Origin of the sequence: Bacteroides fluxus YIT 12057, assembly GCF_000195635.1 — a bacterium.
Classification (GTDB): Bacteria; Bacteroidota; Bacteroidia; order Bacteroidales; family Bacteroidaceae; genus Bacteroides; species Bacteroides fluxus.
This window is the reverse complement of record NZ_GL882614.1, coordinates 73549-89629: the sequence shown is the minus strand read 5'-3', so window position 1 is coordinate 89629 and position 16081 is coordinate 73549. Positions and strand designations below refer to the sequence as shown.

General features: G+C 46.5%; 13 protein-coding genes. 5 read left to right on the top strand and 8 right to left on the bottom strand.

The genetic code is table 11. From position 1 onward, the window contains the following. Positions 1-23: 23 nt before the first annotated feature. From HMPREF9446_RS03435 to HMPREF9446_RS03420, 4 genes are all read left to right on the top strand, one after another. Entirely contained in the window at positions 24-1892 is a 1869-nt protein-coding gene (locus tag HMPREF9446_RS03435) for a SusD/RagB family nutrient-binding outer membrane lipoprotein (protein WP_039968392.1), read from the top strand. 305 nt (positions 1893-2197) lie between these two features. Further along, positions 2198-3013 (top strand): DUF3805 domain-containing protein, encoded by an 816-nt coding sequence (locus tag HMPREF9446_RS03430; protein ID WP_039968481.1) that lies wholly within the window; start codon positions 2198-2200, stop codon positions 3011-3013. 26 nt (positions 3014-3039) lie between these two features. After that, positions 3040-4923 (top strand): ABC-F family ATP-binding cassette domain-containing protein, encoded by a 1884-nt coding sequence (locus HMPREF9446_RS03425; RefSeq protein ID WP_009124020.1) that lies wholly within the window; start codon positions 3040-3042, stop codon positions 4921-4923. A 75-nt stretch (positions 4924-4998) separates the two neighbouring features. Further along, a complete protein-coding gene (locus HMPREF9446_RS03420) occupies positions 4999-5850 on the top strand; it encodes a histidinol-phosphatase (RefSeq protein WP_009124019.1) in 852 nt (283 codons plus the stop codon). On the opposite strand, the gene HMPREF9446_RS03415 is transcribed toward HMPREF9446_RS03420, so the two are convergent. The 5 genes from HMPREF9446_RS03415 to HMPREF9446_RS03395 form a co-directional block, all read right to left on the bottom strand. Continuing rightward, positions 5842-6318 carry a thioredoxin family protein gene (locus tag HMPREF9446_RS03415; protein ID WP_009124018.1) on the bottom strand — a complete coding sequence of 159 codons (477 nt, stop codon included), beginning with the start codon at positions 6316-6318 and terminating at the stop codon, positions 5842-5844. The two genes, HMPREF9446_RS03420 and HMPREF9446_RS03415, sit on opposite strands and share 9 nt — an antisense overlap. A 9-nt stretch (positions 6319-6327) precedes the next feature. Then, complete coding sequence (gene trxA, locus HMPREF9446_RS03410; RefSeq protein ID WP_009124017.1) at positions 6328-6624, bottom strand: thioredoxin; 297 nt, start codon at positions 6622-6624, stop codon at positions 6328-6330. Between the two features lie 212 nt (positions 6625-6836). Then, on the bottom strand, positions 6837-8996 hold the full coding sequence (locus tag HMPREF9446_RS03405; RefSeq protein ID WP_009124016.1) for a S46 family peptidase: 2160 nt from the start codon (positions 8994-8996) through the stop codon (positions 6837-6839). A 138-nt stretch (positions 8997-9134) separates the two neighbouring features. Continuing rightward, a complete protein-coding gene (locus HMPREF9446_RS03400) occupies positions 9135-11300 on the bottom strand; it encodes a S46 family peptidase (protein ID WP_009124015.1) in 2166 nt (721 codons plus the stop codon). A 21-nt stretch (positions 11301-11321) separates the two neighbouring features. Then, entirely contained in the window at positions 11322-12560 is a 1239-nt protein-coding gene (locus HMPREF9446_RS03395; RefSeq protein WP_009124014.1) for an anaerobic sulfatase-maturation protein, read from the bottom strand. 132 nt (positions 12561-12692) lie between these two features. On the opposite strand from HMPREF9446_RS03395, the gene HMPREF9446_RS03390 reads away from it, so the two are divergent. Then, positions 12693-13442 carry a DUF4369 domain-containing protein gene (locus HMPREF9446_RS03390; RefSeq protein WP_009124012.1) on the top strand — a complete coding sequence of 250 codons (750 nt, stop codon included), beginning with the start codon at positions 12693-12695 and terminating at the stop codon, positions 13440-13442. Positions 13443-13445: 3 nt separating this feature from the next. On the opposite strand, the gene HMPREF9446_RS03385 is transcribed toward HMPREF9446_RS03390, so the two are convergent. The 3 genes from HMPREF9446_RS03385 to HMPREF9446_RS03375 all read right to left on the bottom strand — a co-directional run bounded on the left by HMPREF9446_RS03385 (position 13446) and on the right by HMPREF9446_RS03375 (position 16078). Beyond that, positions 13446-14204, bottom strand: a complete 759-nt coding sequence (locus tag HMPREF9446_RS03385) for a lysophospholipid acyltransferase family protein (RefSeq protein ID WP_009124011.1) — start codon at positions 14202-14204, stop codon at positions 13446-13448. Positions 14205-14297: 93 nt separating this feature from the next. Continuing rightward, positions 14298-15464: a metallophosphoesterase gene (locus HMPREF9446_RS03380; protein ID WP_009124010.1), complete on the bottom strand. Its 1167-nt coding sequence runs from the start codon at positions 15462-15464 to the stop codon at positions 14298-14300. Next, positions 15452-16078 carry a hypothetical protein gene (locus HMPREF9446_RS03375; protein WP_009124009.1) on the bottom strand — a complete coding sequence of 209 codons (627 nt, stop codon included), beginning with the start codon at positions 16076-16078 and terminating at the stop codon, positions 15452-15454. Before HMPREF9446_RS03375 ends, HMPREF9446_RS03380 begins: the two co-directional genes overlap by 13 nt. Between the last annotated feature and the right edge of the window lie 3 nt (positions 16079-16081).

The window sequence follows — 16081 nt, the reverse complement described above, 5'->3', positions numbered from 1 at the left end:
GTTTTATAAATAAAAGAACGAGTATGAAAAAATTTAGATATTTTTGTTTGAGCACTCTTCTTGCTCTTGGTTTGGGGGCATGTTCCGATTATTTGGATATCAATGATAATCCGGACAACCCTAATAGTTCCGTTCCTTCGGCAGCGTTACGCCTGCGTGCTATTCAAGCTAATTTTGTAGATGCCTATGAGTCATCCGGAACCCGCGGTTGCTGGATAACCGGCAATATCGTTAAGACTGCCGGTACGGCTTATAATGACTATATAGTAAAATGGATGCCCCAATCGGCGTCTGTAACTTGGCCTTATCAGATGTGGTTTGTTTATACGGCAAGCAACCTTCCTGACCTTTTTGCAAAAGCAGAATCAGAAGGAGCCTGGCATTATCTAGGGGCAGGGCAGCTAATACATGCCTGGGGGTTCATGACGATGTTGGACATTTACGGTGAAATGCCTTATTCGGAAGCCTTGACATCTTCTATTACCCCCAAATATGATGATGGCAAGGCTATTTATGAAGGATGTATGGCTATGATTGATGAGGCTATTGCCAACTTTAAAAAAGAACAGCCTGTTACGGCGGAGTCTTTGTCTGATGGTGACTTATGGAATGGCGGCTCTACTGACAAATGGCTGAAATTGGCCTATGGCTTAAAGGCACGTTGGATGCTGAATACTTCCAAAAGGACAGACTTTGACCCTCAAAAGGTCTTGGACTTATTGGCTAATGCAGCCCAGTCCAATGAAGAGGGTACAATCATGCGTTATGTAAACTCTAATTTGTCACAGGAAAGTGGCCTGCAAGCATTGCAGTTTGGAAATTTGTCAAATACGACCTCACGTATCACTAAATGGTATTTGGATTTATTAACTAATACTTTTACAAATGGCAGCGGTGTGGAAGATCCCCGTACTGATTTGTTGGTACCTAGTGCACAATTCCTTAACGCCAATAATCAATTGGAATATCGTCGTACTGCCGGAGTGGATTTGTATAGCAATATCCGTAATGCAGGGGGACCTGTAAGTTTCGATGTATTCTCGTCGGATAAAGAAACGGCTGTTAAATTCCTGGATGGTAAAATTTTAGATCCGGTGCGTGATATTTGGGCGTCAGGAACCACAGATCCTGCCCGTAAGGGAGATTCCATATATATACCTATTTATTCGGAAAATTTGAGTTGGATTACAAGCAAGCCCGGTGATCCAAAGGACGATCGTTATATAGCGAACCGCTATAATGGCAATTCTACACGCATCATTTCCACAGGTACATTCTATACACGTGCAGATGCTCCCGGACATTTGCTTGCCTATCCGGAAGTGTGTTTTATGAAAGCTGAATGCTATTTCCGTTTGGGACAAAAAGGACAAGCTGTACAGGAATACAAGAAGGGTATTCGTGCTCACATGGAATTGATGAATGAGAAACTTGCAGACTATGACCAGAGTATCTATGGAAAGCAGGTTATACCGGCAGAGGACATTGACGCATTTTTGGCAAGCGCTGCAGTCGCACAAAATGAATCGGAAATAACAATGGCTAAGATTATGCAACAGAAGTTTATTGCATGTTCATATTCTATTCAGAATCTGAATGATATGCGGCGTTTCAATTATAGTGCCGGTAATATTAAAGATTTTGGAGTTGTATATATAGATTATGGACGTCCTACGGAATTTGATGCAGAAAGTGCCAGACGTTATATGTCCGACTCACCCAATGATACGCGCTATTGGTTCCGTCGTTTCCAGCAGGCAAGTTTGGAGCAGTCATATAATATTGATAATCTGAAAGCATCCAATAAGGAGGCGCTGGAATTGACCATCAATTCTTGTCCTGTATGGTGGGACTGTGCATCCGATGAAGAATATTACAGTTATATAAAATAGTTTTCATCGATAAAATCCCGTAGTTTATAGAATCTTCTTTTAAATATCTTAAAAACTTAGGATTGTATTTATTTCATTGATTATCTTTGCATCTGAAAATTAAAGATTTCATGGATTTTCATTAATTGAAATATACTATTGAAGGCTCTAAAGGTCTTCATTCATAGATGATGATTGGGACAGCCGGTTCGTGAGAATCGGCTGTTTTTGTTTTATTTGTTTGCATATCAGCGGTGGTAATGTTACTTTTGCGAGAAATAGTGAAGATGGGTTTGTACTGTCTTTGCAAGGATTAGTTAATGTATATGGAACAAGGCAAGAAATTTATCTCTCCGGGGGCATGGTTTTCAATGATATATCCGGCAGACTGGAGCGAATTCGAAGATGGGGAAGGCTCTTTCCTCTTCTACAATCCCGCAGACTGGACGGGTAATTTCCGTATTTCGGCTTATAAGGGAAATGCGGCGTATGGCAGAGATTTCCTGCGGCAGGAACTGGAAGAAAATACGTCGGCCACTCTTGTGAAGATAGGGAAGCTGGAGTGTGCTTACAGTAAGGAAATGTTTGAGGAGGAGGGAATATATTATACTTCCCATCTTTGGATTACAGGCATCGATGAACTCGCTTTTGAATGCTCGTTCACGGTGAAGAAAGGAGAGTCCGTTACAGAAGCGGAGAAGGTGATAGCTTCGTTGGAAACACGCAAGGAAGGGATAAAATATCCGGCTGAAATCATTCCGGTCCGCCTTTCCGAGATCTATCAGATTAATGAGGCCTACGAGTGGGTGGATTCCGCTGTAAAGGAAGTATTGAAGAAAGACTTTCAAGGCGCTGAAGAAGATGTTGTCAAGATGCAGCAAATCATAGACAAAGGAGAGATAGGCCCTAAGAAGAAGGAGGCTTGGCTGGCATTCGGCATCGTACTTTGCGTGATTTTCGCCAATGAGGTGGATAATATGGAGTGGCGTACCTTGATCGACGGCAACCGGGAAGCACCTGTTTTGCTGAACATTTCTACCGGTGCCCGGATAGATCCGATGAAGCTGGTATGGAGTAAAGTGAAAGCCGGTGTACCTTGCAACATGGTGGAAACTTACAAAAGCATATTTGACAATCAGTAACTAACTTCATTAAAATAAAAGAGAATTTGGCAGCAGTAAATTCAATACTTCAGGTGGAAAATCTGACCAAGTCATTTGGTGACTTGGTTTTGTTCGAGAATATATCCTTTGGTTTATCGGAAGGACAGCGTGTGGGACTGATTGCGAAGAATGGCAGCGGTAAGACAACCTTACTCAATATTCTTTCGGGAAAGGAAGGGTATGACAATGGTATCATTTCCTACCGGCGTGATTTGCGGGTAGGTTATCTGGAGCAGGACCCGCAATATCCGGAAGGGCTGACCGTACTTGAGGCCTGTTTCCATCATGGCAACAGCACGGTGGAACTGATTAAGGAGTATGAGCGTTGCATGGAAACGGAGGGACATCCCGGACTGGATGAGATATTGGTCCGTATGGACCATGAAAAAGCCTGGGAATATGAACAGAAAGCCAAGCAGATTCTCTCGCAACTGAAAATCCGTGATTTCGACCAGCAAGTGAAACAACTTTCCGGTGGCCAGCTGAAGCGTGTGGCTCTGGCCAATACTCTGATCACCGAACCCGACCTGCTGATACTGGACGAGCCTACCAACCACCTCGACCTTGACATGACCGAGTGGCTGGAGGAATATTTGCGCCGGAATAACCTCAGTCTCCTGATGGTGACGCACGACCGTTATTTCCTGGACCGGGTATGTTCTGAAATTGTAGAAATAGACAACCGGCAGATTTACCAGTATAAAGGTAACTACAGCTACTATCTGGAGAAACGGCAGGAGCGCGTGGAAGCCAAGAGTGTGGAAATTGAACGTGCCAATAACCTCTATCGCACGGAACTGGAGTGGATGCGGCGCATGCCCCAGGCCCGCGGGCATAAAGCGCGTTACCGTGAAGATGCCTTTTATGAACTGGAGAAAGTGGCCAAGCAGCGGTTCAATAATGAGAATGTAAAGCTGGATGTCAAGGCATCCTATATTGGTAGCAAGATATTTGAGGCGGACCACCTGTATAAGTCCTTCGGTGATTTGAAGATACTGGATGATTTTTCTTATATTTTCGCCCGTTATGAAAAGATGGGGATTGTCGGAAACAATGGTACGGGCAAGTCCACCTTTATCAAGATACTGATGGGGCAGGAGCAGGCAGACAGCGGTACGCTGGATATTGGTGAAACGGTGCGTTTCGGGTATTATTCGCAGGAAGGCTTGCAGTTTGACGAACAGATGAAAGTCATTGATGTAGTACAGGACATCGCCGAAGTGATTGAGTTGGGCAATGGCAAACGATTGACGGCATCCCAGTTCCTGCAACATTTTCTCTTTACTCCCGAAACCCAGCATAGCTATGTGTATAAGTTGAGTGGCGGGGAGCGCCGCCGCCTCTATCTGTGCACGGTTCTGATGCGCAATCCTAATTTCTTGGTTTTGGATGAGCCCACAAACGACCTCGATATCGTTACCTTGAATGTTCTGGAAGAGTATCTGCAGAACTTCAAAGGGTGTGTGATTGTCGTGAGCCACGACCGTTACTTCATGGACAAGGTGGTGGATCATCTGCTGGTGTTCAACGGACAGGGAGATATCCGTGATTTCCCCGGCAACTATACGCAATACCGTGATTGGAAGGATGTTAAACTGCATCAAGAGAAAGAAAAAGAAGTCTCCAGGGTTCAGGAAGAAAAGACTGCCAAGGTACGTCTGAACGACAAACGGCGGATGTCTTTCAAGGAAAAGCGTGAGTTTGAACAATTGGAACAGGAAATAGCCGGGCTGGAAACGGAGAAAAAAGCGATTGAAGAGGCTTTGTGCAGTGGAACCCTTTCGGTGGAGGAGCTTACGGCAAAGTCAAAGCGCTTGCCGGAATTGTCTGACTTGATTGATGAGAAAACATTGCGCTGGCTTGAATTGAGCGAGATAGAGTCGAACTGAAGTTCGAAATGAAAGAGATTTAAAGAGTAAAGGAAAAGAATTGAATAGTTAATGATTTAATGGTGAGGAGCTGAAATGGGAAAAGTAGGAAATTTGACAAATTACCACAGTCACAGCCTGTATTGTGACGGGCGTGCCGGGATGGAAGATTTTGTGCGTTTTGCATTGAGTGAAGGCTTTACATCTTACGGCTTTTCATCGCATGCTCCTTTGCCTTTTTCTACAGCGTGGACGATGGAATGGGACCGTATGGATGATTATCTTTCAGAATTCCGTCGTTTGAAAGCCCAATATGCCGGGAGCATAGAATTATATCTTGGCCTGGAAATAGATTATCTGAATGAAGAAAGCAATCCGTCTGTCCGGCGCTTCAAAGAATTGCCGTTGGATTATCGCATCGGCTCCGTACATTTGCTCTACAATGATAGAGGAGAAGTGGTGGATGTGGATGTCCCGGCCGACGCTTTCCGGAAGGTGGTGGACGGGCACTTCGGTGGAGATCTGGAGCGTGTGGTGCGCCTCTACTACAAACGGCTGATGAGGATGCTGGAACTGGGTGGCTTTGACATTGTAGGTCATGCAGACAAGATGCACTATAACGCATGCTGCTATCGTCCCGGCTTGCTTGACGAACCTTGGTATGATGAATTGGTTCACGCTTATTTCAGCGAGATAGCCAGACGGGGGTATCAGGTGGAAATCAACACCAAGTCCTATCATGAGCTGGGCACTTTCTATCCCAATGAACGCTATTTTTCCCTGCTGCATGATTGGGGGATTCGTGTGCAGGTGAACAGTGACTCTCATTATCCGGAGCGTATAAACAACGGCCGTCCCGAAGCATTGCGGGCGTTGAAGCGGGCAGGCTACGAGACGGTGATGGAGTTATACGGCGGCAAATGGAAAGAGATGCCGATCTTATTCTGATTTCAGCAGGAACTCGTCAATGGCCTTTTTGTAAGTGGCTTTGTCAGCGGCTCCTCGGAAGAGTTGGGGCTCTCCGTTCATCGGGATAAACACGAAAAGGGGAATACTTGTCGCGTTGAACAAGGCAGCCAGTTCTTTCTCTTTATCGACGTTGACTTTGTATATGACGATTTTACCGGCATATTCCTTGGCCAGCTCTTTCATGATGGGAGCGGTCATGCGGCAGGGACCGCACCAGTCGGCATAAAGGTCGATGATGGCGGGTTTGTCTCCTTTGTATTTCCATTCCTTGGATTTCTCATAATCGAATACATTCTTGATGAACATATCCTTGTTCATTACGATGACGCTTCCCTCGGCGGGAGCTTCTTTTCCCTCAGTTTGGCCTTTCTGTTGTGTCCCGCCTGTGCAGGCATAGGTCAATACACTGGCAAGGATGAGGGCAAACGTGATTATAATTTTCTTCATTTCCTTAAATTAAGCATTTTGTTCAATGATGGATTTCAACTCTTTTCCACTGATTACACCCGAATGGCGCCATACAGCTTCGCCTCTCTTGAATAGGATGAAGGTTGGTACTGCTTGTATGCGGTAGCGTGCAGCCAGTTCTTCATGCTGGTCAACGTCTATTTTGGCTATGCGTGCAGTGTCACCTATCTCACTTTTGAGCTCTTCCAATACCGGATGCATGGCTTTACAGGGACCACACCAGGTAGCAAAAAAATCCACCAATACCGGTTTATCTGATTGTATCAATTCTTCAAACTTTTCCATAATTTTATCTTTTTGTTTTTACTTATTTGTAATGATAACAAACTGGAAGAATAAATTGTTCAGGGAAATACAGAAGGGACAACTCCTTTTTTAGATGGAAGACTGAATTTCAGACAAAAGAACAAAAGATACATAAGAAAGGAAATAGGTTCTAGTGTCCTTTTGTCTGAAAATAGAAGAATCGTTTGTCTCTGTCTTTTCCCGTTGAATAATTACTTGATTGTCATTTCTTCAATAAGATGTGAAGCTCCGGCATACTTGTCAATAATGAATAGTGTATAGCGGATATCCACGCAGGCGGCACGCTGGGAAGAAGGACGGAAGGCGATGTCGCCTGTCAAGCCTTCATAATTGCGGTCAAAGCCGGTACCGATCAGTTCACCTTTGGCATTGAAGACCGGACTGCCGGAATTGCCGCCCGTGTTGTCCGTGTTGACAATGAAGCAGACGGGCATTTCTCCATTGGGCATGGCATAGCGGCCAAAGTCTTTGGCCTGGTATAATTCTTTGAGGCGGGCAGGAACCACAAATTCCCAGTTGTTGGGATCTTCTTTCTCCATAGCACCCTTCAAGGTTGTATAATAGCCGTATTCCACCCCATCGGAAGGCGAGTATGGCAGCACTTTCCCGTAGGTCAGACGAAGGGTAGAGTTGGCATCCGGATAAATGGGGATACCGGCTTCCTGTTTCATGTCCATCATTCCCTTTACCCATACTTTGTGTGCGGCATTGTAATTCTTGTTGGCGTCCATCATGGCAATGGCCGTTTGCAGCAAGCCGTCGGTAATGGAGTATTTGAACAATACCATCCAGTCATTGCTGATTTTATACAAGCTGGGCTTACGGATAAATTTGCCAAAATTTTCCTTGCTTCCGAAGATGGAATATTTGAAACAAGCGTCTATAAATGCGTCACTGTCTCCTTTGAAGCGTTTGTCGATAATTTGGAAAATGCCGATACGCTGTTCCGCAGGAATATACTGCATATAGGTTTGAAGCATTTTCTTGCCGACCGTACGTTCCACTTCCGGGAAGGGGACAGAGGCGAAATACTTGTCTGCCGCTGCTTGAAGACTGTCGGCTGCCGCCCTGATGCGTGCTTTGTCCTTGCTTTTCAAGGCTGATACCAATCCGGTGGTGCTTGGGATTCGCATGAAATCGAGTCCTGTGATTAATGCCTCCTGGATGGCTTGCTGATGATAGAGTGCCGGACGTCGGTGCTGCACGATACTGCGTATCCGGTCGAAGGCTTTCTGGTAGCTGTCATCTCCCTTTTCGCGTCCGCGGGCTAGAAGTTGCTCCTGTTGCGCGCGTTTGGTATCCAGCACTTTCAAACGGACAAGGCCTTCGTTCATGCCGATGGCGTTTTTCCAATAATTAGCAGAGGAGGCATATTTGCTGGCATAGTGAATACGTACGGCATCGTCCTTCAGCATTTGTTCCATCAAGGCTTTCTGGCGTACATCGCGTACGTGGTGGCGCATGAAGTTGGTAGTCTGCATACGCTCTTCCACCTCGTCGGAAATCATGTAACGCCAATTGCGTCCGGGGAAGCCCATAATGAAAGTGAAGTCGCCTTCCCGATAGCCTTCAAGGCTGATGGTCAAGTGTTTCTTTACTTTCAGGGGGATATTGTCTTTACTGTATTCCGCAGGTTTTCCGTCTTTGTCGGCGTAGATGCGGAAGATGGAGAAGTCGCCGGTATGGCGGGGCCACATCCAGTTGTCTGTATCTGCACCGAATTTGCCGATGGAGGAGGGGGGAGCGCCTACCATGCGGATATCGTTGTAGGTGGTCTTGACGAACAGGTAATATCGGTTGCCGCCATAGAATGCCTTTAATTCGAGTTTGCGTCCCGGTGTCAGTGCGATACCTTGTTCGGAGGCAAAACGGTCTGCTACCATGGAGAGGTACTTGGGAGAAAGATAGTTCGTGCCGTTCGGGTCTGCATCTGTCTTCAACTGTTCGTTCACGTAGTCCGTCACGTCGAGTATTTCATCGATGTAAGTAACGGTGAGCCCTTTGCAGGGCAGTTCTTCTTTGCGTGACATGGCCCAGAAACCATCGGTCAGATAGTCATGCTCCACACTGCTGTGCTGTTGTATGGCGCCATAGCCGCAGTGGTGGTTGGTCAGTACCAGTCCTTCGGCAGAGATGACTTCGCCGGTACAGCCGCCGCCGAAATGCACTACGGCATCCTTCAAGGCAATGCCGTCGGGATTGTAGATTTGGTTGGCGGGGATGAGCAGTCCGAGTTCTGTCATGGCCACTTCATTCTGCTTTTGCAGGTCGGTGAGCATCCACATGCCTTCGTCTGCGTGAGCCGTGGTAAAAGCAGATGTAATGAATAATGATAATAGGATTCTTTTCATGATGATATGCGTTAGAAGAACATCTGAGAGGGGGCTATTCGGTCGTATATTGAATAGGGTTGAGTATATGACTGAATGGCATTCAGTCGTATAGTGAATGCCATTCAGTATAGGGAGTCATTTCTCAGAGGCTTTTATTTATTCTACAATGTTCATTTCTTTTATCAGATGACCGCAGTTGCCCAGCTTGTCGAGGATGAAGAGTACATAGCGAATATCCAGTGCGATGCAACGTTGCAGGTTGTTGTTGAAGTTGATGTCACCGCTCAAAGATTCCCAGTTTCCGTCGAAAGCGGTTCCGATGAGTTGCCCTTCACCATTGATGACCGGGCTGCCGGAGTTGCCGCCGGTGATGTCATTGGTTGTCAGGAAGCAGACGGGCATGGTACCGTCGGCCATGGCGTAGCGGCCGAAGTCTTTCTTCTGGATGAGCTCTTTCAGTTTGGCGGGCACTACGAATTCACGGTTTTCGGGGTTTTCTTTCTCAAGAATACCGTCGGTTGTCGTGTAGTAATTATAGTGCACGGCGTCACGCGGGCTGTATGATTTCACATTGCCGTAGGTAAGGCGCATGGTGAAGTTGGCGTCCGGATAAGAGGGCACGGGCTGCTTCATTTCGCCCAAGCCACGGATATAGGCTTTGTGGAGTAGTTCCATTCCGTTTTCCAATTCTCCGTACTGCTTTCCAAGTTCCTGCAACTTCTCGTTCTTGGAACGTGAGTAGGCGGTGGCAGGATCTTTCTCGATGGCTTTCACGGAGGGTTTTGCCAGGAACTTGTCCAGATTCTTACGGTTGGAGAGGATAGAGTTGTCGTACATATTATCTACGTATGCGTTGTAGTCACCTTTGAACTCTCCGTTGATAGTCTGGTAGAAGGTGGGCAGTTCGTCGGCATTCAGTGCTTTAGCAAGGGCGGGCAGGATGGCTTTGGCTACGGCACGGTCTACTTCGTGGTCATAGTCCTTGTTGTGGATGCCGTCGTATGCGCTTTCCAGCTGCTTCTTCGAAGCTTGCAGCAAGGAATCATTTTTCTCTTCAAGCGCTTTCTTTATATTGTCCATGACGAGGTAAGTGCTGCCGAACTCGATAGCGCCGCGCAATGCCTCATTGGTATAATAAAGCTGGCGCAGGGTGGGAGTGCTTTTTTCGATGATGGCGTCGATTTTCTCTACCACGCCTTCATATTCGGGCTTCCCTTTGGCAAACTCTGCGTATTTCTTTTCGATTTCAGCTTTGGTGCCCAGTACATCGTTGTCGATGATGGCCTTGTTCATGCCGATAGAGTTTTTCCAGTAATTGCTGCTTCCGGCAAACTTGCTGGCATATTGAATGCGGGTCTTGTCGCTGGCATCCATATACTTGCGCAGTACTTCGAGGCGCACGCCGCGCATATCGATCATGGCCTGATTCACGGCATTCATGCGCTGTTTCACCTCACTCTGGGTGAGGTAGCGTTCTGTGCTGCCGGGGAAGCCCATAATCATGGCGTAGTCACCTTCGTTCAGCCCTTTGATGGAGATAGGCAGGTACTTCGGTGTTTTCAGAGGGACGTTGTCTTTGCTGTACTCGGCAGGTTCTCCGTTGGCGTCCGCATAGATGCGGAACATGGAGAAGTCGCCTGTGTGGCGCGGCCACATCCAGTTGTCGGTTTCACCGCCGAATTTGCCTACCGAGGAGGGAGGGGCGGCTACCATACGTACGTCATTGTAAACCTTATAGTAGAATAAATAGAATTTATTGCCTGCATAGAAAGGAAGAGCGCGTACTTCGATGCCCGGCTTTCCTTTTAGGTCGCTCTTTTCCAGTTCTTCCTTTGCCAGTTTGCTGAGGAAAGGATAGCCCATGGCATTCACTTCGTCTGTTTCACCGGCTTTGATTTTGCCGTTCACCAGGTCTGTAATATCTACGATGCGGTGTACGAAGCGAAATTTCAATCCCGGAGTGGGCAGTTCCTCGCTGCGGTTCATGGCCCAGAAACCGTCAGTCAGGTAGTCGTGCTCTACACTGCTATGCTGCTGGATGGCACCGTATCCACAATGATGGTTGGTCAGGATCAGGCCTTCCGGAGAGATGATTTCACCGGTACAGCCGCCACCGAATATGCCCACGGCATCTTTCAAGGATACCCCGTTGGGATTGTACAGGTCGTCTGCTTCCAGTTTCAAACCTTGCTTTTTCATCATGTCGATGGAGTTCTGCTGCTTCATCAGTTGCAGTAACCACATTCCTTCGTCTGCCCGTGCCGAGCAGACGGTCAGAGCGGCAGCCGCCGCAATCAAACATTTCTTAAATGTCAAATTCATAAATATCAATTATTGATTAAATTAGAGATTGTCGATTTTTAATCTCCCTACTGCTTCCATTACGTTGGCAGGCGGACGTTGGTTCATCAGCTCATTTTTCATGAAGTCCATATAGGGGGCTGCATGTTTGAAGAATTTGCGATAACCGGCACATAAGTAGTTAAGTCCCGGTTCTCCGTTGGATGTATGCGCAAAGCGGTTTTTGGGGCATTCTCCGTTGCAAGCAAACAGCCATTCGCATTCCTTGCATTGGGTGGGAAGTGACCGTTGCTTCATCAGTCCGAAGTTTTGCTGCTTTTCGCTGTACATCATCTCTACCAGTGTTTTCTGGTATATATTCCCTAATTTATATTCGGGAAATACGAAATGGTCGCAGGCATATACGTCACCGTTGAATTCCATGACCCCTGCGTGGCCGCAGGTTTTTGCCATGGAGCATACACCCGGTTGCTCACCTATCCAGTTGGCGAGGGTAGAATCGAACAATTGGATATAGTAGGTACCCACATCTTGCTTCACCCATTCGTCAAACAGCGTGCAGAGGAAGTTTCCCCACTGTTCCGGGCTGACGGAGAAATCTGCCAGTTCGGTGCTGTTCTCCTTGTCTTGCAGAGAAGCGAGGTGACGTCCGTCCCGGTGCGGAGCAATACGTTCCACGATGGGGGCAAACTGGATGTAGTGACATCCCAGCTCTTTGAAGAAATTATAAAAATCCAGCGGATAATCTGCGTTATAGTCGTTGACGACAGCCATTCCGTTCCATTCCACACCGTGTTTTTTCAAAAGATTGATGCCCTGCATTACTTTGACAAACGAGGGCTTTCCTTGTTTGTTTTTCCGGTATTCGTCATGGAATTCCTGCGGGCCGTCGATGGAGACACCCACCAGCCAGTTGTTCTCTTTGAAGAACCGGCACCATTCATCCGTAAGCAAAGTTCCGTTAGTCTGTATGCAGTTGTCTATGGTCCGTCCGTTGGCATATTTCTTTTGAAGTTCCATTGCCCGTTTATAGAAAGCCAGCGGGCGCATCAGCGTTTCTCCGCCATGCCAGGTGAACAGCACTTGCGGCATGGTCTGTGAATTTATGTATTCTTCGATGAACTTTTCCAGAAGTTCTTCGCTCATCACGTGCTTGGGATTCTCTCTGTATAGTTTGGCCTTCTCCAGGTAGTAGCAATAGTCGCATGCCAAGTTGCATACGGCCCCTACGGGTTTCAGCATTACATAGAGGGGTTTCGCAAAAGGAGCATAGGTTGACATGTATATTATTTCTCTTTTTATGAATTATAATTGTGCAAAAATACGTAAACCAAATGAAAAATCCTTTCTTTCTATCTGGTTTATAAGGATTATTAATACCTTTGCCGCATGTAATTCATAAATCGTTTCTGCATGATTAGAATGAGTGTGAGCCGTATTTTGCCTTTTTTGCTTTTGGCAATGTTATTAGCCTCTTGTAGCCGTAAATATAAAATAGAGGGTAGTTCTTCGGTAACCAGCCTTGACGGAAAGATGCTGTTTCTTAAAACACTCCGGAATGGAGAATGGGTGGCTGTTGATTCGGCGGAAGTTATCCATGGTCTTTTTAAGATGAACGGCAAGGCCGATTCCGTGATGGTGGTGACACTCTACATGGATCACGAGGGCATTATGCCTTTGGTTCTTGAAAATGGAAAGATAGAAGTAGCCATTTCCAATTCTCAGCTGATAGCCAAAGGGACTCCTTTGAACGACAAACTTTACGAGTTTATTGACAAACGGAATGAAATGGAAGTGAAGATTGAGGAGCTGGAAAGAAAAGAAGCCCGCATGGTACTTGACGGTGCCAATTTAGAGGATGTGCATGCACAGTTGCAGCAGGAAGGCGAGGCATTGGTGAAAGAAATGAATGATTACGTAAAACAGTTTATTACCGATAATTTTGAAAATGTATTGGGACCCAGTGTTTTCATGATGATGTGCAGCGCTCTTCCTTATCCGGTAATGACTCCGCAGATTGAAGATATAATGAAAACCGCTCCGCTGGCTTTCAAAGACAGCCCGTTGGTAAAGGAATTCCTCTCCAAAGCAAAGGAAAACATGAAATTGCTTGAGGAGCATCGCCGCATGGAAGAGAATGCGGTGAATGCCTCACAGAATTAACGCTTACCGGTCCTGATCCTCATTCTTGACCATTCCTTTATATTTTTCCGGCAGTGCGCTTTCAACGGCGGCATAGGCCTCGGTCATGCTTGCTTTGATGTTTTCGGCACCTCTGCCTTTAGGGGGGATCGGATTGTGGATAGTCAGTATCATACGGTGGCGATGTATCCATTTGCCGGTACGGGGCAGGATTTCGAATGAACCGTCAATGGTGACGGGCACTACCTCTAACTGTAACTCGTCGGCCAGTTGGAAAGCTCCTCTCTTGAAATACCCCATGTGTCCGGTAAAACTTCTTGCTCCCTCGGGAAATACGACAAGCGAGACACCGTCTTTCAATGAAGACTCTGCCTGGCGCATGGTTGCCAGTACTTTCTTGGGACTGGAACGGTCCACGAAGATATGTCCGGCACTTTCACAGGCTTTTCCTACAAATGGAAGTTTCCGGAGGCTTTTCTTCATCATCCATTTAAAGTTACGACCTAAGAAACCATAGATGAGGAAGATGTCGAAAGCCCCCTGGTGGTTGGGGACGAAAACGTACGAGGTGCGTTTATTCAATTTTTTCCTTCCATGTACTTCTACCGGAATAAGCAAGAGGTTACAGATGAGTTGTGACCAGATTTTGCCGGGGTAATAGCCCCAGATATGTGCTCCTCCAATCAGAGATCCGATTATGGTGACCAGTGCCGTAAGAATTGTCAATACCAACAAGACAGGCAATGCAAAACAAATCTGATAAATATTATAGAGTATCTTCATAGGTGTTGGACTTTTGTTGTCGCAAAGATAAAAATATTCATCGAATTTCAGATATATATCGCTCTGATATATTGGGCCATGTTGCCGGAGCGATTATTTTCGCAAAGTCAGCACCGTAATTTCCGGCCATGCTCCAAAGCGGAAGGGCAGTCCCACATAACCGATACCGATGTTTACATACAGTGCGCGGTTGCCTTCATGGTACATTCCTCTCCATTCCGGATAGATGAGCTCTGCGAGGGAATGTCCGAATAAAATGCCTTGCATGGCGTGGGTATGGCCTGCAAGCATCAGCGGGATGCCGGATGCAGGCAGCACTTCACGCCTCCAATGGGTGGGATTATGGCTGAGTAATATTTGGAACATACCCTCTGTGCCTTCCATGGCATGGGATAAGTCGGCAAATTGTGAGAAAGGAGGCTCGCCGTCATTCTCCACGCCGATAAGGGCAATGCTGTCACCTTTATGATAGAGAATATCGTGCTCGTTATTCAGTAATTTCCATCCCATTGCTTTTTGTTGGCGGATTAAATAGTCCAGGTTGGCTATTTCTGCTTTCCGGCTTTTCCAACGGTAATATGTTCCATAATCATGATTGCCGAGGATGGAATAGACACCGTCGGGAGCATGCAGCTGCGATAGTATGTCTTGGAAGCCGTCTATTTCATGGCTTTGCTGGTTCACTAGGTCACCGGTAAAGACAATGAGGTCGGGATTTTGGGCGTTGACCATCTCCACCAGGAGTTTGATGGCTTCGGGATTGCCTTGCCAACTGCCGATGTGTATATCGGAAAGCTGGACGATGCGATAGCCGTCAAAACCTTCCGGGATATCAGCGGAATGAAATTCTGTCTCCTTCACTTCGAAACGGGTGATACCGGCAAAGGTTCCGTATAGTATATTGAAAAAACTGACTGCGCCCAGCACCAGCCCGATTACCGTAAATGGACTCCGGGGACAGCGGCGTATGACACAATGTGCCAGTACACCTGTCAGTGAGCAAAGCATGAATACAGTTTTGGGAAATACAAAAAGCATGATTGCAATGGCGAGCCTGCCTATGGCTTGCGTATGGTTTGACATGGCATTGTCCCCTGTCAGAAACATGAAATAGACGTAGCCTGCCGTCAGTAGCAAGGTAGGCAGCCCATATGCACAGCGCAGCCATTTGCTTTTGGTCTTTTGTACAATATATACAAAGTAGATATATATGTCGGGAATGAGAAGGAACAGGATAAAGATAAGCGTTATTCGGTGCATATGTCTTTTAATTCTTCAATGTTTGTTTTAATATTGTTGAGATGCTTGTAGATAATCTTTTTGTAGAGAATGTAGATTATCAGTGCGTCAAATACCACAAATAAAGTGATCAGTGCGGCCTGTAATCCGGGGGATGCGAGGTGATACTCCATTACCCAATAGTTGAGGGCGTTGAAAAGTACAATCCATGCGGAAATGGCTATTACTTCATATTTGGTCCACTGGCGGAAAATGGTCATGCGGCGGCTGACTTCGGATACGCTCATCTCGTCAATACGGGTGGCTTTGTTCCAACGGTATGTTTTCCAGTCCCACCACATGCCTGCAATGATGCTGATGGCGATAAAAGCCAAAAATGCCGCAATTTTACTTTGTATATGCGCATTGAAGCCAAAGGTTGGCATCAACAGCCATATAAGAACGAGGAGAGCCAGGCCTGTGGCACCCACGCCGATAGAGAGCCGCTGTATGACTACAAGGCGTCCCAGACTTTTACGTGTGTTGGTCTTGTATTCGGCAATCAGTTTTGTAATTTGCTTTTCGTTGGCAATGGGCTCTTTTTGTAACTGTTTGTCTAGTACGTTCCATGATTTCTTCAGTTCATCCAGTTCCATATA

Excerpts from the sequence above, each read along its gene's own strand:
- HMPREF9446_RS03415 (WP_009124018.1), bottom strand. The coding sequence starts at position 6,318 with ATGAAGAAAATTATAATCACGTTTGCCCTCATCCTTGCCAGTGTATTG.
- HMPREF9446_RS03380 (WP_009124010.1), bottom strand. The coding sequence starts at position 15,464 with ATGCACCGAATAACGCTTATCTTTATCCTGTTCCTTCTCATTCCCGAC.
- HMPREF9446_RS03420 (WP_009124019.1), top strand. The coding sequence starts at position 4,999 with ATGGGAAAAGTAGGAAATTTGACAAATTACCACAGTCACAGCCTGTAT.
- HMPREF9446_RS03395 (WP_009124014.1), bottom strand. The coding sequence starts at position 12,560 with ATGTCAACCTATGCTCCTTTTGCGAAACCCCTCTATGTAATGCTGAAA.
- HMPREF9446_RS03430 (WP_039968481.1), top strand. The coding sequence starts at position 2,198 with ATGGAACAAGGCAAGAAATTTATCTCTCCGGGGGCATGGTTTTCAATG.
- HMPREF9446_RS03400 (WP_009124015.1), bottom strand. The coding sequence starts at position 11,300 with ATGAATTTGACATTTAAGAAATGTTTGATTGCGGCGGCTGCCGCTCTG.
- trxA (WP_009124017.1), bottom strand. The coding sequence starts at position 6,624 with ATGGAAAAGTTTGAAGAATTGATACAATCAGATAAACCGGTATTGGTG.
- HMPREF9446_RS03435 (WP_039968392.1), top strand. The coding sequence starts at position 24 with ATGAAAAAATTTAGATATTTTTGTTTGAGCACTCTTCTTGCTCTTGGT.
- HMPREF9446_RS03385 (WP_009124011.1), bottom strand. The coding sequence starts at position 14,204 with ATGAAGATACTCTATAATATTTATCAGATTTGTTTTGCATTGCCTGTC.
- HMPREF9446_RS03375 (WP_009124009.1), bottom strand. The coding sequence starts at position 16,078 with ATGGAACTGGATGAACTGAAGAAATCATGGAACGTACTAGACAAACAG.
- HMPREF9446_RS03405 (WP_009124016.1), bottom strand. The coding sequence starts at position 8,996 with ATGAAAAGAATCCTATTATCATTATTCATTACATCTGCTTTTACCACG.
- HMPREF9446_RS03390 (WP_009124012.1), top strand. The coding sequence starts at position 12,693 with ATGATTAGAATGAGTGTGAGCCGTATTTTGCCTTTTTTGCTTTTGGCA.